Annotated in this window: 21 protein-coding genes and 2 tRNA genes; 9 read left to right on the forward strand and 14 right to left on the reverse strand. The window is 67.3% G+C overall.

Annotated elements, in window-relative coordinates; genetic code table 11:
* Nucleotides 1–179 precede the first annotated feature (179 nt).
* Together ACZ4WS_RS17220 and ACZ4WS_RS17225 are read left to right on the forward strand one after the other, a co-directional pair.
* Nucleotides 180–1,406 (forward strand): pyridoxal phosphate-dependent aminotransferase, encoded by a 1,227-nt coding sequence (locus ACZ4WS_RS17220; protein ID WP_467981175.1) that lies wholly within the window; start codon nucleotides 180–182, stop codon nucleotides 1,404–1,406.
* Nucleotides 1,407–1,532: 126 nt separating this feature from the next.
* On the forward strand, nucleotides 1,533–2,561 hold the full coding sequence (locus ACZ4WS_RS17225) for an adenosine deaminase (RefSeq protein ID WP_467981177.1): 1,029 nt from the start codon (nucleotides 1,533–1,535) through the stop codon (nucleotides 2,559–2,561).
* Here the strand turns inward: ACZ4WS_RS17225 and ACZ4WS_RS17230 are convergent.
* The gene (locus ACZ4WS_RS17230) at nucleotides 2,542–3,216 is read right to left on the reverse strand and encodes a hypothetical protein (RefSeq protein ID WP_467981179.1); all 675 of its coding nucleotides are present in this window, start codon (nucleotides 3,214–3,216) and stop codon (nucleotides 2,542–2,544) included. The two genes, ACZ4WS_RS17225 and ACZ4WS_RS17230, sit on opposite strands and share 20 nt — an antisense overlap.
* Nucleotides 3,217–3,246: 30 nt before the next feature.
* Complete coding sequence (locus ACZ4WS_RS17235; RefSeq protein ID WP_467981180.1) at nucleotides 3,247–3,876, reverse strand: TetR/AcrR family transcriptional regulator; 630 nt, start codon at nucleotides 3,874–3,876, stop codon at nucleotides 3,247–3,249.
* A 116-nt stretch (nucleotides 3,877–3,992) separates the two neighbouring features.
* On the opposite strand from ACZ4WS_RS17235, the gene ACZ4WS_RS17240 reads away from it, so the two are divergent.
* A complete protein-coding gene (locus ACZ4WS_RS17240) occupies nucleotides 3,993–4,625 on the forward strand; it encodes an NAD(P)-dependent oxidoreductase (RefSeq protein ID WP_467981182.1) in 633 nt (210 codons plus the stop codon).
* A gap of 21 nt (nucleotides 4,626–4,646) precedes the next feature.
* Here the strand turns inward: ACZ4WS_RS17240 and ACZ4WS_RS17245 are convergent, their stop codons facing one another.
* The 9 genes from ACZ4WS_RS17245 to ACZ4WS_RS17285 form a co-directional block, all read right to left on the reverse strand.
* Nucleotides 4,647–5,702: a UDP-N-acetylmuramate dehydrogenase gene (locus ACZ4WS_RS17245; protein ID WP_467981184.1), complete on the reverse strand. Its 1,056-nt coding sequence runs from the start codon at nucleotides 5,700–5,702 to the stop codon at nucleotides 4,647–4,649.
* 170 nt (nucleotides 5,703–5,872) lie between these two features.
* Entirely contained in the window at nucleotides 5,873–6,253 is a 381-nt protein-coding gene (locus ACZ4WS_RS17250; protein ID WP_467981186.1) for a DUF3291 domain-containing protein, read from the reverse strand.
* A gap of 91 nt (nucleotides 6,254–6,344) precedes the next feature.
* Nucleotides 6,345–7,787 (reverse strand): DHA2 family efflux MFS transporter permease subunit, encoded by a 1,443-nt coding sequence (locus ACZ4WS_RS17255; protein WP_467981187.1) that lies wholly within the window; start codon nucleotides 7,785–7,787, stop codon nucleotides 6,345–6,347.
* 93 nt (nucleotides 7,788–7,880) lie between these two features.
* Nucleotides 7,881–8,450 (reverse strand): TetR/AcrR family transcriptional regulator, encoded by a 570-nt coding sequence (locus tag ACZ4WS_RS17260; protein ID WP_467981189.1) that lies wholly within the window; start codon nucleotides 8,448–8,450, stop codon nucleotides 7,881–7,883.
* Nucleotides 8,451–8,689: 239 nt separating this feature from the next.
* Nucleotides 8,690–9,118 (reverse strand): MaoC family dehydratase, encoded by a 429-nt coding sequence (locus ACZ4WS_RS17265; protein WP_467981190.1) that lies wholly within the window; start codon nucleotides 9,116–9,118, stop codon nucleotides 8,690–8,692.
* A gap of 1 nt (nucleotide 9,119) precedes the next feature.
* A complete protein-coding gene (locus ACZ4WS_RS17270; protein WP_467981192.1) occupies nucleotides 9,120–9,572 on the reverse strand; it encodes an FAS1-like dehydratase domain-containing protein in 453 nt (150 codons plus the stop codon).
* Between the two features lie 138 nt (nucleotides 9,573–9,710).
* Nucleotides 9,711–9,875 carry a 50S ribosomal protein L33 gene (rpmG, locus tag ACZ4WS_RS17275; protein WP_004571794.1) on the reverse strand — a complete coding sequence of 55 codons (165 nt, stop codon included), beginning with the start codon at nucleotides 9,873–9,875 and terminating at the stop codon, nucleotides 9,711–9,713.
* Between the two features lie 88 nt (nucleotides 9,876–9,963).
* A tRNA-Met gene (locus ACZ4WS_RS17280) sits at nucleotides 9,964–10,036 on the reverse strand.
* Nucleotides 10,037–10,082: 46 nt separating this feature from the next.
* Nucleotides 10,083–10,155, reverse strand: a tRNA-Thr gene (locus tag ACZ4WS_RS17285).
* Nucleotides 10,156–10,529: 374 nt separating this feature from the next.
* Between ACZ4WS_RS17285 and ACZ4WS_RS17290 the strand changes: the two genes are divergently transcribed.
* Nucleotides 10,530–11,780: an amidohydrolase family protein gene (locus tag ACZ4WS_RS17290; RefSeq protein WP_467981194.1), complete on the forward strand. Its 1,251-nt coding sequence runs from the start codon at nucleotides 10,530–10,532 to the stop codon at nucleotides 11,778–11,780.
* A 118-nt stretch (nucleotides 11,781–11,898) separates the two neighbouring features.
* Here the strand turns inward: ACZ4WS_RS17290 and ACZ4WS_RS17295 are convergent, their stop codons facing one another.
* Complete coding sequence (locus tag ACZ4WS_RS17295) at nucleotides 11,899–12,981, reverse strand: hypothetical protein (protein WP_467981196.1); 1,083 nt, start codon at nucleotides 12,979–12,981, stop codon at nucleotides 11,899–11,901.
* Between the two features lie 95 nt (nucleotides 12,982–13,076).
* Here ACZ4WS_RS17295 and ACZ4WS_RS17300 point away from each other — a divergent pair, with 95 nt between their 5' ends.
* Nucleotides 13,077–13,733, forward strand: a complete 657-nt coding sequence (locus tag ACZ4WS_RS17300) for an SDR family oxidoreductase (protein WP_467981197.1) — start codon at nucleotides 13,077–13,079, stop codon at nucleotides 13,731–13,733.
* A 133-nt stretch (nucleotides 13,734–13,866) separates the two neighbouring features.
* Here ACZ4WS_RS17300 and ACZ4WS_RS17305 read toward each other — a convergent pair whose 3' ends face one another.
* Complete coding sequence (locus ACZ4WS_RS17305; protein ID WP_467981199.1) at nucleotides 13,867–14,082, reverse strand: hypothetical protein; 216 nt, start codon at nucleotides 14,080–14,082, stop codon at nucleotides 13,867–13,869.
* A gap of 509 nt (nucleotides 14,083–14,591) precedes the next feature.
* On the opposite strand from ACZ4WS_RS17305, the gene ACZ4WS_RS17310 reads away from it, so the two are divergent.
* The 4 genes from ACZ4WS_RS17310 to ACZ4WS_RS17325 are packed head-to-tail and all read left to right on the forward strand — an operon-like array spanning nucleotide 14,592 to nucleotide 18,417.
* On the forward strand, nucleotides 14,592–15,536 hold the full coding sequence (locus ACZ4WS_RS17310) for an ABC-three component system protein (protein ID WP_467981201.1): 945 nt from the start codon (nucleotides 14,592–14,594) through the stop codon (nucleotides 15,534–15,536).
* Nucleotides 15,533–15,787: an ABC-three component system middle component 6 gene (locus ACZ4WS_RS17315; protein WP_467981203.1), complete on the forward strand. Its 255-nt coding sequence runs from the start codon at nucleotides 15,533–15,535 to the stop codon at nucleotides 15,785–15,787. The genes ACZ4WS_RS17310 and ACZ4WS_RS17315 overlap by 4 nt, the downstream gene beginning before the upstream one ends.
* A complete protein-coding gene (locus ACZ4WS_RS17320) occupies nucleotides 15,777–17,570 on the forward strand; it encodes an ABC-three component system protein (protein WP_467981205.1) in 1,794 nt (597 codons plus the stop codon). Before ACZ4WS_RS17315 ends, ACZ4WS_RS17320 begins: the two co-directional genes overlap by 11 nt.
* A 58-nt stretch (nucleotides 17,571–17,628) precedes the next feature.
* Nucleotides 17,629–18,417: an NUDIX domain-containing protein gene (locus ACZ4WS_RS17325; RefSeq protein WP_467981207.1), complete on the forward strand. Its 789-nt coding sequence runs from the start codon at nucleotides 17,629–17,631 to the stop codon at nucleotides 18,415–18,417.
* Here the strand turns inward: ACZ4WS_RS17325 and ACZ4WS_RS17330 are convergent.
* Nucleotides 18,401–19,408 carry an XRE family transcriptional regulator gene (locus tag ACZ4WS_RS17330; RefSeq protein WP_467981209.1) on the reverse strand — a complete coding sequence of 336 codons (1,008 nt, stop codon included), beginning with the start codon at nucleotides 19,406–19,408 and terminating at the stop codon, nucleotides 18,401–18,403. The two genes, ACZ4WS_RS17325 and ACZ4WS_RS17330, sit on opposite strands and share 17 nt — an antisense overlap.
* Nucleotides 19,409–20,071 lie beyond the last annotated feature (663 nt).

Raw genomic sequence — 20,071 nt, forward strand, 5'->3', positions numbered from 1 at the left:
GCCAACGAGGTGAGAGTGTACGTGGTCCGGGGCCGGTCGTCGAACAGAAAGTGTCCGTACGGGCTTTGTCCGCCGAAGATCGACTGGTGAGCCGTCCGGATCCGGACGGATGTTCTGCGGATGTTCAGTCTGTGAAACCCGCGTGCCGGGGGCGTTTCCGGTCTGAAACGATGGGTGCCATGAGCGCTGCAACCCCTCCGACCGAGCGCCGGGTCTCCGCCCGAGTCGGCGCGATCTCCGAGTCCGCCACCCTCGCCGTGGACGCCAAGGCCAAGGCCCTCAAGGCCGCCGGGCGCCCGGTGATCGGCTTCGGCGCCGGTGAGCCCGACTTCCCGACCCCGGACTACATCGTCCAGGCCGCCATCGAGGCCTGCTCGAACCCGAAGTACCACCGCTACACGCCGGCCGGCGGCCTGCCCGAGCTGAAGGCCGCGATCGCCGCGAAGACACTGCGCGACTCCGGCTACGAAGTGGAGGCCGCCCAGGTCCTGGTCACCAACGGCGGCAAGCAGGCCATCTACGAGGCCTTCGCCGCGATCCTCGACCCGGGCGACGAGGTCATCGTCCCGGCCCCGTACTGGACGACCTACCCGGAGTCGATCCGTCTCGCCGGCGGTGTCCCGGTCGACGTGGTCGCCGACGAGACCTCCGGCTACCGCGTCTCGGTCGAGCAGCTGGAGGCGGCCCGCACCGAGAACACCAAGGTGCTGCTCTTCGTCTCCCCGTCCAACCCGACGGGCGCGGTCTACACCCGCGAGCAGATCGAGGAGATCGGCCGCTGGGCCGCCGAGAAGGGCCTGTGGGTCCTGACCGACGAGATCTACGAGCACCTGGTCTACGGGGACGCCGAGTTCCACTCCCTGCCGGTGGTCGTGCCCGAGCTGCGCGACAAGTGCATCGTCGTCAACGGCGTCGCCAAGACGTACGCGATGACGGGCTGGCGTGTGGGCTGGGTCATCGGCCCGAAGGACGTCGTGAAGGCCGCGACCAACCTCCAGTCGCACGCCACGTCGAACGTCTCGAACGTGGCGCAGGTCGCCGCGCTCGCCGCCGTCTCCGGCGACCTGGAGGCCGTCGCCACGATGCGCGAGGCCTTCGACCGCCGCCGCAAGACGATCGTGCGGATGCTGAACGAGATCGACGGCGTGCTCTGCCCGGAGCCCGAGGGCGCCTTCTACGCGTACCCCTCGGTGAAGGCTCTGATCGGCAAGGAGATCCGCGGCAAGCGCCCCCAGGACACGGTCGAGCTGGCCGCGCTCATCCTGGAGGAGGCCGAGGTCGCGGTCGTACCCGGCGAGGCCTTCGGCACGCCCGGCTACCTGCGCCTGTCGTACGCCCTCGGTGACGAGGATCTCGTCGAGGGTGTCAGCCGGATCCAGAAGCTGCTGGCGGAAGCCCGCGACTGACGTTTTCGCACTCCACGCGCGCGGGGCACCTACTTTCCGAGTAGGTGCCCCGTTTCTTTGTTCGAGCAAGACCACGATCAGGGAAAGCGCTACCGGCACGACATCCCCGTACGGCAAGATCCGGGGATGGAGCGTGTACGTGATGTCTCTGAGTTGCCGAAGGCCCATCTGCACCTGCACTTCACCGGTTCGATGCGGCACACCACCTTGCTGGAACTGGCCGATAAACACGGGATCCATCTGCCCGACGCGCTGACCAGCGGAGAGCCGCCGAAGCTGCGGGCGACGGACGAGCGGGGCTGGTTCCGGTTCCAGCGGTTGTACGACGCCGCGCGGTCGTGCCTCAGAGATCCCGAGGACATTCGGCGCCTGGTGCGCGAGGCCGCCGAGGAGGACCTCAAGGACGGCTCGGGGTGGCTGGAGATCCAGGTCGACCCGACGTCGTACGCACCTCGCCTGGGCGGTCTGATCCCGGCTCTGGAGATCATCCTGGACGCGGTGGACACGACCATGCGCGAGACCGGGCTCGGGATGCGCGTCCTGGTGGCCGCGAACCGCATGAAACACCCGCTGGACGCCCGTACGCTGGCCCGCCTGGCCGTGCGGTACGCGGACCGGGGCATCGTCGGTTTCGGGCTCTCCAACGACGAACGGCGGGGCATGGCGCGGGACTTCGACCGGGCCTTCGCGATCGCGCGGGAGGGCGGGCTGCTGTCCGCACCGCACGGCGGCGAGCTGACCGGACCGGCCTCCGTCCGCGACTGCCTGGACGACCTGGGCGCCGCGCGGATCGGCCACGGGGTGCGCGCCGCCGAGGACCCACGGCTGCTGAAGCGGCTCGCGGACCGCGAGGTGACCTGTGAGGTCTGCCCGGCCTCGAACGTCGCCCTGGGGGTCTACGAGAAGCCCGAGGACGTACCCCTGAGGACTCTGTTCGAGGCCGGGGTGCCGATGGCCCTCGGCGCCGACGACCCGCTGCTCTTCGGCTCCCGGCTGGCCGCCCAGTACGAGATCGCCCGCCGCCACCACGGCTTCACGGACGCGGAACTGGCCGAACTGGCACGGCAGTCCATCCGCGGCTCGGCCGCCCCGGAGGACGTCCGGGCGAAGCTGCTGGCCGGGGTGGACGACTGGCTCAGCGGCCCGGTCGCCTGAAGTGCGCGTACGGCGGATACGGCTTGAAACAGATGAGGACCTCGGGGCTGCGCCAGATGTCGTCACCGTCCGGCATCAGGCCGGCGATCCCGGTCACCAGGGCTGAGTGCCCCTTGACGACGCCCTTCTCGCGGGGACCCCAGCCCGCCGCGCAGGCGAAGGCCGTGGCCGTGTCGGCGAAGATGTCGCGGCTGCCGACGAGGAAGAACGTCCGCGCGTGTGTCGTGTGGCGCAGAAGGTCGCGCATGTCCTTGTGGTGGCGCCGCTGCTGCCAGGACGCGGCGTCGCGCGCGGTGCGGGCCTCGTCGGTGCGGACGGTGAGCGGGGTGCCGCGCACCAGTTTGCGGCGCAGTTCCGGCCATGCGCTGGGACGCAGACCGAGCGACTGGTGGACCAGGACGAGGTCCACCAGGTCGCCGCAGCCCTCGTCGGGCGGGAGACCGTCTCGCAGCGGCACATGCACGATCGTGTGCCTCGAGTACGCGGCGAAGGAGAGCAGTCCCGCGAGCCGGTTCAGGCCGTCGTGGTCTCCCATCAGCAGGCCGTACGGGTCCGGGTCGCGCAGTGACGTGTGGCGCAACGGTGTCCAGGGCTGGACGACTCGGTGCTCGTGCGGGCCGGTGCGAGGTCTGAACTGGCGGAGCCTCAGCCGCATATGGGGTGCCTCATAGGCAAAGGGTGATCGTCAGGCCGGGCCATCGGCAAGCGAAATACCGCGCAGGAGCGTGCGCGCGAGGGCCGGGGCGAAGGTGTCCAGGGCCGGCGGCCGGCTCTCCTCCGTGGAGTTGTACGCGAAGGCCCGCTGGGCGCATGCGCCGAGGAGCAGGGACGCGGCCGCGAAGCTGTCGGCGTCCGGGTGGATGCGCCCGGCCCGCTGCTCCGCGCGCAGATACGCGGCGACACCCTTGATGGGCATGTGCGGGCCCGCACCCATCGCCCGCATGGCCTCGTCGTGGCGGCGCTTGAGCTGTGTTTCCGCGTACAAGGAGGCGGCGATCGGAAAACTCTGCTCATAGAAGAGGGCCGCCTGGCGGGCGATCTCCGTGAGGTTCTCCTCGACGGTGTGCTCCTCCGGCTCGGCCATGAGCCGGTCCAGGAGGGGGCCCAGCGTGGGCAGCCGCTCCGCCAGGACACGGATGAACAGCTCTTCCTTGCTCGCGAAGTACTTGTATAGCGCGGCTTCGGAGCAGCCCGCCGCCTTGGCGATCTCCTTGGTGGTGGCGCGGGCGAGGCCGACGGTGAGCATGAGCTCGTGCGCCGCGTCGAGGATGCGGATCCGGGCCGGTTTCTGCTGCAGGGGGCTCAAGGATTCCATGGCCGGTCCAATCAAGCTTGACGGGTGGGTGAGTACTTACTCACTCTAGGAGGAAGACGGGTGAGTGAATACTCACCCACCACTCACCCACTGGTCCACCCAAGGGGAGCAGGCGCATGAAACTCACCGTTTTCGGTGCCACAGGAGGCATCGGCCAGGAGATCGTCCGGCAGGCGCTGGAGTCGGGCCACCAGGTCACGGCCGTCGTACGGGACCCGGCGCGGCTGACCGTCACGGGCGCGGGCCTGGAGGTGTTCCGCGCGGACCTCAGGGACCCGGAGGCGCTGCGCCCCGCGGTCGCGGGCCGGGACGCGGTGTTGTCCGGGCTCGGCGCCCGCAGCCGCAAGGACGCCGGGGTCGCGGCCCGGCTGACCCGTACGGTGCTGGGCGCCATGGAGGCGGAGGAGGTGCGGCGGCTGCTGGTGGTGAGCGCGGGTCCGGTCGGCCCCGACCCCGAGGGCGCCGCGCTCGTCGACCGCGCCATGCGGGGCCTGATCTCGGGGCTCCTGAAGGACGTCTACGCCGACCTCAGGGAGATGGAGCAGGAGGTGGCCCGCAGCGCGACGGACTGGACGGTCGTGCGCCCGCCGCGCCTGCAGAACAAGCCGGTGACCGGCGCGTACCGCACGGCCGTCGGGAGCTTCCCGCTCAAGGGCCGGTTCATCGCCCGCGCCGATGTGGCGCACGCGATGCTGGCGATGATCGACGACGCGGGGACGGTGAAGCAGGGCGTGGGCGTGGCCTACTGAGTCCGGTGACGAACGGGGTCGCTAGAGCTGGACCCCGACCGTCACCGGCTCGTTGACCAGCCTGATCCCGAAGGCATCGTGGACGCCGGTGACGACCTCGCGGGCCAGCGCGAGGAGGTCCTCGGTGGTGGCCTCGCCCCGGTTGGTGAGGGCCAGTGTGTGCTTGGTGGAGATCCGGGCGGGCCCGCTTCCATACCCCTTGGTGAAGCCCGACTTGTCGATCAGCCAGGCCGCGGAGGTCTTCGTGTGGCCGTCGCCCGCCGGGTACGCGGGCGGCGCGGCATCGGCGCCGAGCCGCTCCCGCACGCGCGCGTGGAACGCGGCGAACTCCTCGTCCGTGAGGATCGGGTTGGTGAAGAACGACCCGGCCGACCAGGTGTCGTGGTCCTCGGGGTCGAGCACCATGCCTTTCCCGGAGCGCAGCTTCAGGACCGTCTCACGGGCCTTTTCCAGCGGCACGCGGTCGCCGGGCTCCACGCCCAGCGCCCGGGCCGTCTCGGCGTACTTGATCGGCGCCGAGAGCCCCTCCGCGTCCTCCAGCTCGAAGCGGACACGCAGCACGACATGGCGCTCGGGGTCGGCCTTGAAGCGGCTGTGGCGGTACGAGAAGGCGCAGTCGGCGTTCGTCAGCGTGACCGTCTCGCGCGTCTTCCGGTCGTACGCGATCACTTCGGTGATCGTCGACGACACTTCCTGACCGTACGCGCCGACGTTCTGGATCGGTGTCGCGCCCGCGGAGCCGGGGATCCCGGCGAGGCACTCGATACCGGCGAGCTGGGCCTCGACGGTGCGGGCGACCGCGTCGGTCCACACCTCGCCCGCCGCCAGCTCCAGCCTCGTACCGTCGAGTTCGAAGCCGCGCGTCGCGATGCGCAGGGCGGTTCCGGCGAAGCCCTTGTCGCCGATGACCAGGTTCGATCCGCCGCCGACGAGCAGCAGCGGCGTACCGGCGTCGTCGGCCTCGCGCACGGCGGCGATCACCTCGGCGTCGGTCGTGGCGGTGATCAGCCGGGTCGCCGGCCCCCCGAGCCGGAAGGTGGTCAGCGGGGCGAGCGGGGCGTCGTGGAGTTCCTGCACGGGCTCAAGAGTACGAGAAGGCGCGGGACCGCCCGGCCACCGGTCGCCCCGGCGGGGCACGAGGACGGCCCCACCGGTCAGGTGGGGCCGTTTCCGTCGTACGTCCGACGCCCCCACCGGTCAGGTGGGGGCGTTTCCCTCGTACGTCTCCCTCGTACGTCGTACGCCGCTCAGTCGAAGCGCCGCAGCGCCTGCGCCCAGTCGAGGGGCAGCTCGTCGGCCGTCGCCGTCCAGGTGAGGAACTTCGCGTCCCGCATCAGGGGGCGCAGGCCGCCGGCGGCCGGGGCGTGCGCGCCGGAGCGCGCGAACTGCTTGAGCGCCTCGGGGGACTCCCAGGCGGACAGCGTCCAGAAGGTCCGCCGCAGGGGCGCCGCCTTCAGGGACGCGCCGTACGCGCCGGGAGCCTTGCTCACCTGCCGCCACACACCCGGCGTCCGTGCGAAGAACCGGAGCGCTCCCCAGAGGGTGCGGGTTTCGAAGCGGGAGGCCATGACGTGCACCTCGGCGTGGAGCGGCGGCGTGTTCGGCACGGTCCAGGGGAGGGTGGGCATGACCGGGCTCCTTTCTCGGGTGACTCTTCGGACTTGCTCGGGTGACTCTTCGGACTTGCTTCGTCGGTTGGTTGTCCGGACTTACCCGGGCTTACTTCGAGGCACTCGCAAGGGCCTGGGCCTGTTCCGGGGCGGTCTCCACCTGGGTCGCGGTCACCGGCCGCTGCCGGGGCAGCAGCGCCGCGGCCACCGCTCCGGCGCCGACCACCGCCGCGCCCACCCACAGCGCGGGCGAGAGCCCGTCCACGAAGCGCTGCGCGGACTCGTAGCCGCCCTGGGCCGAGAAGACCGAGGCCAGGATCGCGATGCCGAGGGCGCCGCCGACCTCGCGGAGGGCGTTGTTGGCACCGGAGGCGATGCCCTGCTCGGACGGGCGGACGCTGGACATCACGAGGTTCGCGGCCGGGGCGAAGTACAGCGCCATGCCGATCCCGCTGATGATGAGGGCGGGGAGCTGCGCGGCGTACGACACGTCGGGAGCCACGACCAGGGCGAACCAGCCGAGCCCGACGGCCTGCAGGGCGAGGCCCACGGTGACGACCGGGCGGCCGCCGATCTTGTCCGAGAGGTACCCCGCTATGGGGGCGACGATCATCGGCATACCGGTCCAGGGGAGCATCCGCAGGCCCGCCTCGGTGGGCGAGTAGCCGACGACGCCCTGCAGGAACTGGCTGAGCAGGAAGATCGACCCGAACATCCCGACGAACATCAGCAGGCTCGCGGCGTTGATCGCGGAGAAGGCGCGGCTGCGGAAGAGGCGCATCGGCAGCATCGGGTTCTTGTTGTGGATGCCGTGGTGGACGAAGCCGGCGAGGAGCGCGCCGCCCGCGATCAGGCCGGTGAGCACGGGGCCGCTGGTCCAGCCGTCGATGTTGCCGCGGATCAGGGCGTACACGATGCCGAAGAGACCGCCGCTGGCGAGCAGGGTGCCGGGGATGTCCAGGGGCGCGCCGGTGCCGTACGACTCGGCGAGCCGCAGCCGGGCGAGCGGCAGCACGGCCAGGCCCAGCGGGACGTTCAGCCAGAAGATCCACTGCCAGGACACGTGCTCGGTGAGGCTGCCACCGATGAGCGGCCCGGAGGCGACCGCGAGTCCGTTGACGGCGCCCCAGATCCCGTACGCCATCCCGCGCTTGGCGGCCGGGACCGCGGCCGTCAGCAGGGTCAGCGTCAGCGGCATCATGATCGCCGCGCCGACGCCCTGGACCGCGCGGGCGGCGATCAGCGAGTCGATGCCGGGCGCCATGGCCGCGGCGGCGGACGCGCCGGTGAAGACGGTGAGGCCGACGAGGAAGAGCCGACGGCGGCCGAACCGGTCACCGAGGGCCGCGCCGAACATCAGCAGCACGGCGAAGGTGAGCGTGTACGCGCTCACGGTCCATTCCAGGTCGTCCAGCGCTCCCCCGAGGTCCTTGCGGATGGAGGGCAGGGCGGTGGTGACGACGAGGTTGTCGAGGGCCGCCATGAATCCGGCGACGCTGGTGATGACGAGGGCCCAGACGGCTCCCCCGCGACGTGCGGTCTGCTGTGACATCGCTCCCCCAGAGAGTGATTCGCTCTCGATGGTTAGTTATTGATGACTAACTTGCGCGCTCATGAAAAGGCGCCGGCTTCCGCCTTCCCTGTCCTACTTCTCCAGCCGACCCGTGACCCGCGCCGACGGGTAGAGCCCTTCCCAGACCCGGTGCTCGGACGGGAAGCCCATGGCCACCAGGCAGTTGAAGAGCATTCCGTACGCCATGAAGGTCGCGGTTTCGTCCACGTCCGCCCCGAGCGGCACGTGGACGGTGTCCCAGAGCCGCATCCAGCCGGCCCGCACCACCTCGCCGAACTCGCGGTCACCGGCCTCCTCTGCCGCCGCCACCGCCAGGTACGTCTGCATCTGCATGAGCAGCCGCTCCGGCTCCTCCTCGACGACCTTGACGTACGCGTTGGCCATGGCATGCAGGGCCTCTTCACCCTCCAGCCCCTCCGAGGCCTCCTCGAAGGTGCGCCGGAAGAGCTCCATGCAGCGCTCGGTCGCCGCGAGGAAGATCGCCTTCTTGCCCGGGAAGAGCCGGAAGAGGTACGGCTGCGAGACACCCACACGCTTGGCGATCGCCTCGGTGGACGTGCCGTAGTAGCCGCCCCGGGCGAACTCGCTCACCGCCGCACGAATGACGCTCTCGCGCCTCTCCTCTGCACTCATCCTCACCATGCGAGTAAGTTAGTACTCAATCACTAACTACGTCAAGGGGTGAGGGAAGTCACTGGGGCGCCTCTCGGGCGTACGGGTCGCAGTCACTGTGAGTGCCCCCTGGGCGTGGGGCGTACGAGTGGAAGTTACTGCGGGTCTCCAGGGCGCACGAGTAAGGGGCGCCCGCAATAGCGAGCGCCCCTTATCTGTCGGCCCGGGACCTGCTGGCCCGTGACCTGTTGATCTGTTGCCGCTGCCCGTCAGGCCAGTCGTACGACCGCTCGTGACATGCCCAGGACCTTCTGGCCCGCGCTCGTCGCGGTGAGGTCGACGCGGACGGTGTTGTCGTCGAGCTTGGCTGCGACCTTGGCGCTGACCTCGACGGTCGCGCCCTTGTCGTCGTTCGGGACGACGACGGGCTTGGTGAAGCGGACGCCGTACTCGACGACCGCGCCCGGGTCGCCGACCCAGTCGGTGACGACGCGGATCGCCTCGGCCATGGTGAACATGCCGTGCGCGATGACGTCGGGGAGGCCGACCTCGACCGCGAACTTCTCGTTCCAGTGGATCGGGTTGAAGTCCCCTGAGGCGCCCGCGTACTGCACGAGCGTGGCACGGGTCACGGGGAAGGTCTGGGCCGGCAGCTCGGTGCCGACCTCGACGTCCGCGTAAGAGATCTTCGCCGTCATGTCAGCCCTCCTCCGCCGCGCGCGCCACGAGCTTGGTGACGGCCGTCACGACATGCTCGCCCGCCTCGTCGTGGACCTCGCCGCGGATGTCCAGGATGTCGTTGCCCGCCAGGGACTTGATCGACTCGATGGTCGAGGTGACCGTGAGCCGGTCACCCGCGCGCACCGGGCGGCTGTACGCGAACTTCTGGTCGCCGTGCACCACGCGGCTGTAGTCCAGGCCCAGCTGCGGGTCCTGAATGACCTGCCCCGCGGCCTTGAACGTGATCGCGAACACAAAAGTCGGCGGGGCGATCACATCGGCGTGCCCGAGCGCCTTGGCGGCCTCCGGGTCCGTGTACGCGGGGTTGGTGTCCCCCACGGCCTCGGCGAACTCGCGGATCTTCTCCCGGCCGACCTCATAGGGGTCGGTGGGCGGGTAGGACCGCCCCACGAAGGACTGGTCGAGCGCCATGGGCTCGGCACCTCCTGGTTGTCTTCGCTGGACTGGTTGTCCTTGTTGGACTGACGTCTTGGTTGGGCTGACGTCTTCACTCGATAACGACGCGAGGCCGCCCCCCGCAAAGGGGACGGCCTCGTGTACGAGCCTGAATTATCGCGTTTCGCGGTGCGCGGTGTGCGCATTGCAACGCGGGCAGTGCTTCTTCATCTCCAGTCGGTCCGGGTCGTTACGCCGGTTCTTCTTGGTGATGTAGTTCCGCTCCTTGCACTCCACGCAGGCCAGCGTGATCTTCGGGCGGACGTCGGTGGCAGCCACAGGAGTGCTCCTTGACGAACGGATGGGACGATTAACGCATAGAAGAGTAGCCGATCGAAGGACCGACCCCACAATCGGCTACTGTCAGTAGCGGTGACCGGACTTGAACCGGTGACACAGCGATTATGAGCCGCTTGCTCTACCGACTGAGCTACACCGCTGTGATGCGATCGGGCCCCGCCTTACGGCGGGAACCTCTCACACCAGAGCCCCAATACGGAATCGAACCGTAGACCTTCTCCTTACCATGGAGACGCTCTGCCGACTGAGCTATTGGGGCGAGCGATGAAGACATTACACGGTCGGCCGCCGATCGCCCAAATCCGTTTCGCGGCACCCGCTCCGGCCTGTTCCCCACCGTTTCCCCGGGCGTTCCTGACGCCCCTCCCGCACCACAGATCACAGCCGTAATCCCTTCCGCGCCCCCTCCCGCATCCCCTCCGCGCCCCAACCAGCATCGCCTCCGCGCCTACGACCTCTCCTGGCCGGACCACACCGGTACGACTATTGCGCTCCTCCCCGACGCGGACGGATCGCCGCCCTAGGCTCGACTCACGCTGCGTGATCTTGTGTCCCCACTCTCCGTACTCACTCTCCGTACTCACTCTCCGCAGCCACCCCTCCCCGCAGCCGCCCCCGAACCCCAGGAGCGCGATGCCCGACAGTCAGCCGCAGCCGCACCACTCCTCGTCGGGACAGACCGACACGGCCGCCCTCCTGCTGTGCGGGGCACGGCTCACCGACGGCCGGACCGTGGACGTACGGCTGGGCGGTGGGCGCATCGAGGCGGTCGGTACCGCCGGGAGCCTGGCGACGGGTGCCCCCGGGGTCCTCGCCGCGAAGGTGGACCTCGACGGCTACCTCCTCCTGCCGGCCCCGGTCGAGCCGCACGCCCACGGCGACACGGCCCTGACGGCCGACGGCTACGGCCCCCTCTCGTACGACGCCCAGGAGGTCCAGCGCCGGGCCACCGAGGCCGCGTTGCTGCAACTGGGGCACGGGGCGACGGCGTTGCGCTCGCACGTGCGCGTCGGCGACGTACAGGGGCTCGACGCGCTGGAGGCAGTGCTCCAGGCGCGGCGGGCGCTACGCGGGCTCGCCGAGGTGACGGCGGTGGCGATGCCCCGGGTGCTGACCGGAGTCGCCGGGGCCGACGGGCTCGCGATGCTGCGGGACGCCCTGAAGATGGGCGCCTCCGTGGTGGGCGGCTGCCCGGACGCCGACCCCGATCCGACGGGGTACGCGGAGGCGGTCCTGGAGCTCGCCTCCGAACACGGCTGCCCGGTCGACCTGCACACGGACGGCGCCGACCCGGCCCGGCTCGGGCGCCTCGCGGCCATGGCGGGCGGGCTGCGGCCCGGGGTGACGCTCGGCCCGTGCGGCGCGCTCGGCCGGCTGCCCGTCGAGGCGGCCTCCCGAGCGGCGGACCAGCTCGCCGCGGCCGGGGTGACCGTGATGTGCCTGCCGCAGGGTGGCTGCGGGGGCGTGGACCGGCGCGGGGTCGCTCCGGTACGGCTGTTGCGGGCGGCCGGGGTACGGGTCGCGGCGGGCAGCGGTGCCCTGCGCGATGTGTCGAACCCGGTGGGACGCGGGGACCCGCTGGAGGCCGCGTATCTGCTGGCCTCGCGGTACGGACTGCGGCCCGAGGACGCGTACGACGCCGTGAGTTGTGCCGCGCGGGCCGCCCTCGGGCTCCCCGAGGTGCGCGTGGAGGCCGGATTCCCGGCCGAGTTGCTCGCCGTACGCGGGGACCGGCTCGCGGGCGCGCTGTCGTTGGCGTACAGCCGGATCGTGGTGCACCGGGGGCGCGTGGTGGCGCGGACCAGCGCGGTGCGGGAGTACTGCAACTCGGCTGCCGCAGCGGGGTTGGACCTGCCTCGGCAGGGGCGTCAGGAACCGTCGTAATCGGCCCCCGCAACACGCGCGCGTGGGACGTGCTCGTGCACCACGCGCGCGTGGCGGACGTATTCGTGCAGCACGCGCGCGTGGGATGCGTTTTGGAGCTCGCCTCAGAGCGCGCCGCTCAGAGCTCGCCGCCGCCCAACAGGCCATTGACGAACGGGCCGCCACCGAGCAGTTCGTCCGCGGGAATCTCCGTGGCCCCCGACGGAGCGCTGACGTCGCCCGCCTCGGAGAACTTCAGGACCAGCGGCAGCTTCGTGCCCTTCGCGTCGTCGGCGAGGACGGCGAGGTCGACCTTGACCTGGGTCAGGTCGCCGTTCTTCAGCGTGAAGTCGACCGCGACCTTCTTGTTCGGAGCGTCCTTCAGGTCCTTGTCCGTGGGGAGGCCGGCACCCGAGGGAAGGTCGCCCTCCAGCGGCCGGAGCTTGTCGAAGAGTCCCCTGATCAGGTCCCGGAAGTTGGCCTTGGCGACGATCTGTTCGGTGCCGTCGCCGCCGTCCTTGGCGCGGAAGGTGACATCGTGCGCGATGACACCGCGTACGGCCTTGATGATCTTCTGCTGGGTCTTGGCGTCGATGTCCCCGGCGCCGTCCGTCCCCTTCGCGGACTTCTGAGACTTCTGGCCCTTGGTCAGATCACTGGTGTCGAACTTCACCCAGTCACCTTCGAAGACCTTCCTGAACTCCTTGTTGCTGTCCGGGATTTGGTCGGCCGTGGGCATGGGGATGCCCATCGTCTTGCCGAGGGCCTTCATGTCGGCGCGGTAGTACGCGAAGTCGCCGACGATCCGGTACTCGACCAGGACGCCGTCGGCTCCCGCGATCTTGACACTCGTACCGACGAGGTCCTTCTCGCCCGAATCCGCGAGCGGCTTCTTGGACTTGACGGCGACGTCGACGCGCAGGCCGCTGAGGAATTTCGCGAACTCCGGCGGAATGCCCTCGCCGGAGCCAGACCCGGAGCCGGAGTCGCCCGCCAGCGCGGCCAGGGCGTCGGAGTCGGCGTCGAGGTCCAACTCGAAGGCGAGCGACTTCTTTTCGCCGAGCCGGTCGACGGCGTGGTCCACCTTCTGCCCTGCGGTGAGGTTCTGGACCGTGCCGCAGGCGGCCGCCGTGGCGAGGAGGACGGCGGCGCAGCCGGCCGCGGTGACGGTCTTGCGTATGGCGGTGATGGTGGTCTCCTTACGACGCCGCGCGACACGCACGACATCCCCTCGTTCAGAGTGATCACCCATGTGACTCGTGAGTTGCCCACAGGGTTGTGCGGCGAACGCGTTCATCCGGGCGTACGGTCGGAAACATGCGCATTGTCATCGCTGGAGGTCATGGTCAGATCGCGCTGCGGCTGGAGCGGCTGCTCGCCGCGCGCGGCGACGAGGTCGCGGGGATCATTCGCCGCGCCGAACAGGGCGACGATCTGCGGGCGGCCGGCGCCGAGCCGGTCCTGTGCGATCTGGAGTCGGCCTCGGTGGAGGAGGTCGCCGCGCATCTGCAGGGCGCGGACGCGGCCGTCTTCGCTGCGGGTGCGGGCCCGGGCAGCGGGGTGGCTCGCAAGAGCACGGTGGACCGCGGCGCCGCGGTCCTGTTCGCCGACGCGGCGGAACGCACCGGCGTACGCCGCCACATCGTCGTGTCGTCGAGGGGCGCGGACCCGGCACACCCGGGCGACGACGTCTTCGACGCCTATCTGCGCGCCAAGGGCGAGGCCGACGAGTACGTGCGTGGTCGTACGGCCCTGGACTGGACGATCCTGCGCCCCGGAAGCCTGACCGACGACGCCGGCACCGGCCTCGTACGCCTGGAGGCCTCCACCGGCCCCGGCGCGATCCCGCGCGACGACGTCGCCGCGGTCCTCGCGGAACTGCTGGACACCCCGGCGACGACCGGTCTGACACTGGAACTGATCAGCGGCTCGACGCCGATCTCGGTGTCGGTCAAGGCGGTGGCGGGGAACTAGGGGGGCGGGGAACTAGGGGGGCGGGGAACTAGGGGGGCGGGCGCGCGGGGTGCTGACAGAACCCTGCCTGGCCAGCCGGCCGACCGGTCGGTCGTTTGGTCGAAGATCGGCATGCCGGGGCCCCATTCCCCTGTCAGAACAGCGGAAGCTGCCCCGGGAACTCCGGAACGGCGTACCCGTCCAGCGCCGGCTGAGCCGCCCCGAGCTGCGCCTGCCTGCGCGACCCGGGACACGAGATCAGCTGCTCCCCGCTCCCCCGCGCACCCGGCGGATCATGCCGAGCGAACCGCCCCGCGACGACGGCGATCTCCCGACGGCACTCGGGGCAGTTCCTGCGACGCGACGACATGGGGCCAGTGTGCCCCGTGGGCGCCGGCTCGTATCCGCGTGCCCCGTGGGCGGCGCATGGCATCGGCGACGGCGATTCGGCGGGAGCCGAGCCCTTTGCCACCGCGCTCCCGCAGTGTGCGGGGCCACCACCGCCTGGAACCGAGTCTGCCCCCGAACACGAAGAAACCCCCTCCCAACTGCTCAATCACAGTTCGGAGGGGGTCTCCCTCAGCGTGGCGGCGCCAGGATTCGAACCTGGGAAGGCTGAGCCGGCAGATTTACAGTCCCCCAATACGACAGCCCATGCCACGCACCTGAGCTGCAGTGTTGGTTCATGTCGCGCGCACTGCCCCTCTTCCCGTCCACGCCTCGTCCATCGTCCGAACAACAGCTTGACCGTTGGCATACAAGCCCCACTCACACCCTCAGCGCTCGATCGAACGCAGCGACGATCTAGCCAGCGCAAGGTGACGCAACGGATACTGTCCGATACGCATGCTGGTACCGGGAGGGGCGCCGATGACGCGAATGCCATTCGAGCAACGAATGTACGCACAGGTGCTCTTCTATCGAAAATTATACGAACTAGAAGAAAACGCCTTCGAGATTTTCTTTCACGGCATGATGCAGGCAGCCTCGTCTGACTACACCCCCATTCGCGCGTACGGAAATATCGGGGACCGCGGCGCCGACGCCATGGCATTGTGTGGTGGAAAGCTGTACGCATGCTTCGGCCCAAGAGTCCCAAACGTCCAGAGACTTCGGCGGAAGTTCGCGAAGGACCTTGCAAGTGCGCTTGAGCAGCGCCCAGGAGAGTTCGACACATTCGTCTTTGTTCACAATGATCGCATCGGCCTTCATCCGGATCTCGGAACTACGCTTCGGAGTGCCCAGAAGGCGCACACGGATCTAACTTTTGAGACTATGGATCCGGTCGGACTATGGAGGGTATTCCGTAAGCTGGATCTCGATGACATAGAGGAACTTCTTGGCTGCGAGATACCCGTAAGCGATGCGGTTTACGGGATAGGTGTAGACGATCTGAAGCCGCTTCTTGACCATGTTAATGAACATCGGCGACGGGACAACGAGACAGGCCCACCCCCGATGCCGAGCCAAGAGAAGCTGGAATTTAGCAAACTAGACGAGGACAACCAAGAAGCTTTGGTCCTTGGCATGAAGCACTCGCCACTAGTTCGACAGTATTACGACATGCGCTATTTCCCGCTCGAAGAGGCGAACACGGCACAAGGTTTCAGGGACGAATACCTTGAGGTTAAAACTGAAGCGAGTGACCCGGATCTCATCATCGAGCGACTAAAGTGGTACGTTATCGGGAACAGACTCGCAAACGAGCGTCAATTGCGCGCCATGTGGGTGGTGTTGGCATACTTTTTCGAAAGGTGTCACATTTTCGAGAATCCGCCTCCGGATTGGGTTTCCAGCCATAGAGAAAGAGAGCCGGCACGGTGATTACTCCCACTCGGAGCATTGCGCCAGATCGAGCCCTGCTATCTGTTGGCGCGCAGATTCTGCTGCAACTAGAGGAGCCCCGTACCGTGAGCCAGGCTTGGGCAAGAATGAAAGCCTGGAGAACAGAGAACGGATACGGATCCCCCATCCCGTTTGGATGGTTCGTATTGGCCTTGGATGTACTTTATGCAATGGATGCAGTAGCAATCACCGATGACCTTTTGACGCGGAGGTCCACTAATGTTGCGTAAGATCTCGGCCTCAGACGGCCGGTTCAAGCGGATGGAATTTCACCCAGGGTTGAATCTTGTTATCGCTAACAAGACAACAGATTCACGGGATACGGATAGCCGTAACAGTGCAGGAAAATCTAGCCTGCTGGAATTATTTCATTTCCTGCTCGGCTCCCGACCCAGTGGCCACTTGGCGGCAAGTAAATCCCTGAAGAACATTACGTTCAGTCTAGAGCTTGACTGGAACAGGACCTACCCTCGCGTGGCTGTCTCGCGCTCAGGATCTCGCGCGGACGTGATCGGCGTTACTCCGAACATTGCCCTCCGCCAAGATGAGTTCCTCTTCGATAGCCCTAGCGACTCTGCAACCATTACCCTGCCCCAATGGAATTCCCTGATCGAGGAACAACTATTTAGTCTGCGCGGGGACCACCCGGGCGTTTCCGGAAGGAGTCTCCTTTCTTTCTATATTCGGCGAGTAGGGTCAAACGCCTTCAACGAAGCCATCCGGGCCTCACATAGTCGACAATCTCAAATCGACGCCACAACTAACGTTTCCTATCTCCTCGGCCTCGACTCCGAGCTAGTTAATAAATACAAGGAAGTAGCGCAGCGGGAGAACGCCAGAACCCAACTGCAGAAAGCAGCCAAAGACCCGACTCTCGGACGGTTGGTCGGCAGCACAGCAGATCTGCGTGGCCAAATGAACTTGGCACGCCAGAGAATCGAGCAACTGCGCACTCAGGTTGCCAACTTTCGCGTCGTCCCAGAGTACGAACGGCTAGCATCTGAAGCCGACACCATTACACAGCGACTACGAGACCTGGCTAACCTTGATTCAATCGACAGAGCCAACGCCGAAGACCTACGTCGCTCCGTAGAAGAAACATCTGATACAAGCAGCGAATACCTTCAGCCGGCCTTCGACGAACTGAGTATTACGCTGCCAGACCTCGTCCTCAGGCGATATGACGAGGTTCGCACTTTCCACGAGACCGTGGTCCGAAACCGCCGAAAATATTTGACGGAAGAGATCCAAGAAATCGAAGGGAGGCTACACGCTCGTGGGGCTGAGCGGGAATCGCTTGGCACGCGACAGTCCGAGATCCTTCGTGAGCTAAATGAAGGTGGCGCTCTGGAATCCTTGACTGTTTTGCAGCAGGCCCTCGCCACAGAGCAATCTCGTCTGGATACTCTAAAGCATCGGTTCGAAGCAGCGGAAACCCTTGAGTCCAGCAAACTACAGATCGAAGCGCAGCGGGCTCAACTACGTCGCGACGTGTCTCAGGATCTATCCGAAAGGAATGCTCGGATAGATCGAGCGATCCGCCTGTTCTCGACGTACGCCCAGCAAATCTACGGCGACATGCGTGACGCATGGCTTTCTATCAGCGCTGGACAGAAGAGCCTTCAGATTGAACCTCACATTGCTAGCGACGGGAGTCGAGGCATTGGGCAAATGAAGATCTTCTGTTTCGATCTCACCCTTGCTGTCATTGCTCACCGTGAGAATAGAGGACCTGATTTCCTTGTTCACGACAGCCACCTATTCGACGGAGTAGACGAAAGGCAGGTGGCCCGCGCACTCGACCTGGCACGCACCGTTACCGCATCTGAAGGCATGCAGTACATCGCGACACTTAACTCTGACGTGCTGGATAATGCTCGCAGCTACGGCCTGGAACCCGACGAAGACATCATTCGACCGCATCTGACTGACGCATTCGATGACGGCGGTCTATTCGGCTTCAGATTCGATTTCTCTAACCGAACGTCCGGATCGCCTAAGAGCGGCTCCTAGCTCGATGCCCTACTAGTACGCTGGTACGCACCACCTCAGAACGGAGAGTGCTCCACGGATGGGACCGAAGACAGCCAAGGTCTACGAGACGATTCGTGCGCGGCTCGTTTCAGGCGAGTACGCCGCGGGCGGCAAGATGCCTTCAGAGCGAACGCTCGTGGAGGAGCTGGGCATCGGTCGGACCGCGCTCCGGCAAGTGTTGGCGCGTCTGGTGTCGGAAGGCTCCTTGGAAGTCCGCGGCCGAAGCTCCTACCGAGTTCCCGGCACCGTGAGCGTCAAGACGCCTGAGGGTCTGGAGCCATGGCGCATCCATGGTGAGCGGGACGTCTACGACAGCCAATGGGTCAAGCTCCAGCTCTGGGACGTGGAGCCGCCTGGCGTGGAGCGATTCGAGCACCACGTGGTGAAGCTGCACCACGTCGCCGTCACCGCGGTTCTGGACGACCAGGACCGCGTACTGATGATGTGGCGCTACCGCTTCGTTCCACGGCAGTGGGGTTGGGAACTTCCCGGCGGGATCGTCGACGAAGGGGAAGAGCCGCCGGACACAGCGCTGCGGGAGGTCGTGGAAGAGACGGGGTGGCGCCCGAAGTCCGTGGAACACGTCGTCACCTATCAGCCCATGGTCGGAATGGTCGACTCCCCCCACGAGATCTTCGTGGGACACGGAGCTGAGCAAGTCGGCTCACCCACGGACCTTGAAGAGGCGGGGCACATCGAGTGGGTCCCGCTGGCCGACATCCCTGGCCTGATGGCACGCGGTGAGCTGATGGGTTCCGGGACCCTCGTGGCCCTACTCCACATCCTCGCGAGCCGGGGCAAGCAGGGGGTCACAGCCTCGCACTGAGAAGGTCGACACGACGTCGTTGCCGCACCGAACCGGTGCGGCTCGCCAACAGTCGTGCCTGCCTCAAGTGTGTGTGCGCATCGTCGTACTCGGCTCGCGCCAAGTGCGCCTGTACGAGGTCGGCGTGCAGTCCGGCTTGCGCTCGGACAAAGGTCGGGTCCGCCACTTCCAGCGCGTCATAAAGGCTGGTCACCGCGTCGCCGTCACCGAGCAGGGCCAGGACGTTGCCACGCCATCGGGTCAGATGGGCGCTGTTCAGGAAGATGCTCAGCATGTCCGGGTCTCGGTCCTCGGAGCCGGGCGGAATGGTCGCCATGGCCGCATCGAGTGCCCGTCGGCAGTCGTCGGACATTCCCGCGTGGGCGCACAACTCCGCTTCAGCGGCGTACAGCCACGCCTGAAGGCGGGGCGATCCAGCCTGACCAAGGGTGAGTTGGGCATCGCGGACCAGGTCGACACCGAGCGCCGGCCGCCCTGCCTCGCACAGCACGTACGCCTGCTCAGCCATCGCGTGCGCAAGGTACATCGGAGCCTCAGCGTCGCGTGCGGCTCGCTTCGCTAGTTCGTAGTGCCGCCACGCCCTTTCGACCGCTCCTGAGTCGATCGCCTGCCACGCCGCGAGCGTGGACGCCCCCGCAAGCGCGAGCGCCACGGGTCGCCGGGCATTCGGGAGTACCGCGAAGTTCAGCGCGTCTTCGAGGGCACCAAGGTGCCCCGCCATCTGGTCCACGAGACTGGACGCGCCCCTCTGTCGGTCCATGGTCCGCAGTATCTCGGTCTGGTCGTTGAACGCCTTCACCATGGACTGGCTGACACTGCTGGCTGAATCGATCCTGCTCAGCAGTTCGTCGTACCCGTCGGCAACCGACGGAGGAAGCGTGAGCGGTCCGCCCCTCAACTCTGTGTCCGTGACGCCGAGGAGCTGTCGCAGGATCACCGCGTAGCGATCCGAGATGTTGCGCTTGCCGTTCTCCCACTCGGACACGTACACCCGCAAACTCGCGGTCGACGCAACGTCCGTGACATGCCGTCGGGCGTACTGCTCGATCTCGCGAACCAGTCGCTCCTGAGACCAGCCTCGCGCCGTTCGCGCGCTCCGCAGTCCTGTGCTCACGACCACCGTCCGGCGATAGGTCCATTCACTGACCTTCCCAGCATGCCTCACATCGCCGCAGGTCAACAGGTGTTAACAGGGCGGGAGTTAAGGCCTGTTGGCTACCGACTCCCCCACCTGGGCGGGTCTTCTAGAGATGCACCGAGGCGGGCAACCGCCGCTCGATACGGCGAGAGTCCTTGACTCTGGTGCGCACCAGATGCTTTCCTTCTGGTGCGCACCAGATGACGGAGTCGCATCCGATTCGCGGTGTGCAAAGCAGAGGGCGGGGACGCTGCAATCCCGCTAAAGGCCAGGGGACAGGGCTTCGGCCCGACTGGCGAGGTGGCCCGGTGACCGCGAGCAACGGCCGGAGGGTGGGGACTTGGTCCCCCTTGCAGTGCTGTTCCGTGCCCCGGGGACTGGGTCCCCTCAACAGAGGAGTTTCGAGCTTCGACGAGATCGTTTGGCGCCGCCGTGTGGGACCGACACGGACGGCGCCGCCCACTGAGTCACTACGGCCCTCTCGTGCGCGGGTGCCCCGGCTTGTCCGGTGTCACC

Source organism: Streptomyces sp. NPDC029292 (genome assembly GCF_055569295.1).

Bases quoted from the DNA above. Each gene is read 5' to 3' on its own strand.
- ACZ4WS_RS17230 (WP_467981179.1), bottom strand. From the start codon at position 3,216: ATGCGGCTGAGGCTCCGCCAGTTCAGACCTCGCACCGGCCCGCACGAG.
- ACZ4WS_RS17225 (WP_467981177.1), top strand. From the start codon at position 1,533: ATGGAGCGTGTACGTGATGTCTCTGAGTTGCCGAAGGCCCATCTGCAC.
- ACZ4WS_RS17250 (WP_467981186.1), bottom strand. From the start codon at position 6,253: ATGCCCACCCTCCCCTGGACCGTGCCGAACACGCCGCCGCTCCACGCC.
- ACZ4WS_RS17220 (WP_467981175.1), top strand. From the start codon at position 180: ATGAGCGCTGCAACCCCTCCGACCGAGCGCCGGGTCTCCGCCCGAGTC.
- ACZ4WS_RS17320 (WP_467981205.1), top strand. From the start codon at position 15,777: ATGTTGCGTAAGATCTCGGCCTCAGACGGCCGGTTCAAGCGGATGGAA.
- ACZ4WS_RS17325 (WP_467981207.1), top strand. From the start codon at position 17,629: ATGGGACCGAAGACAGCCAAGGTCTACGAGACGATTCGTGCGCGGCTC.
- ACZ4WS_RS17255 (WP_467981187.1), bottom strand. From the start codon at position 7,787: ATGTCACAGCAGACCGCACGTCGCGGGGGAGCCGTCTGGGCCCTCGTC.
- ACZ4WS_RS17270 (WP_467981192.1), bottom strand. From the start codon at position 9,572: ATGGCGCTCGACCAGTCCTTCGTGGGGCGGTCCTACCCGCCCACCGAC.
- ACZ4WS_RS17260 (WP_467981189.1), bottom strand. From the start codon at position 8,450: ATGGTGAGGATGAGTGCAGAGGAGAGGCGCGAGAGCGTCATTCGTGCG.
- ACZ4WS_RS17300 (WP_467981197.1), top strand. From the start codon at position 13,077: ATGCGCATTGTCATCGCTGGAGGTCATGGTCAGATCGCGCTGCGGCTG.
- ACZ4WS_RS17305 (WP_467981199.1), bottom strand. From the start codon at position 14,082: ATGTCGTCGCGTCGCAGGAACTGCCCCGAGTGCCGTCGGGAGATCGCC.
- ACZ4WS_RS17310 (WP_467981201.1), top strand. From the start codon at position 14,592: ATGCCATTCGAGCAACGAATGTACGCACAGGTGCTCTTCTATCGAAAA.
- ACZ4WS_RS17240 (WP_467981182.1), top strand. From the start codon at position 3,993: ATGAAACTCACCGTTTTCGGTGCCACAGGAGGCATCGGCCAGGAGATC.
- ACZ4WS_RS17235 (WP_467981180.1), bottom strand. From the start codon at position 3,876: ATGGAATCCTTGAGCCCCCTGCAGCAGAAACCGGCCCGGATCCGCATC.
- ACZ4WS_RS17290 (WP_467981194.1), top strand. From the start codon at position 10,530: ATGCCCGACAGTCAGCCGCAGCCGCACCACTCCTCGTCGGGACAGACC.
- ACZ4WS_RS17265 (WP_467981190.1), bottom strand. From the start codon at position 9,118: ATGACGGCGAAGATCTCTTACGCGGACGTCGAGGTCGGCACCGAGCTG.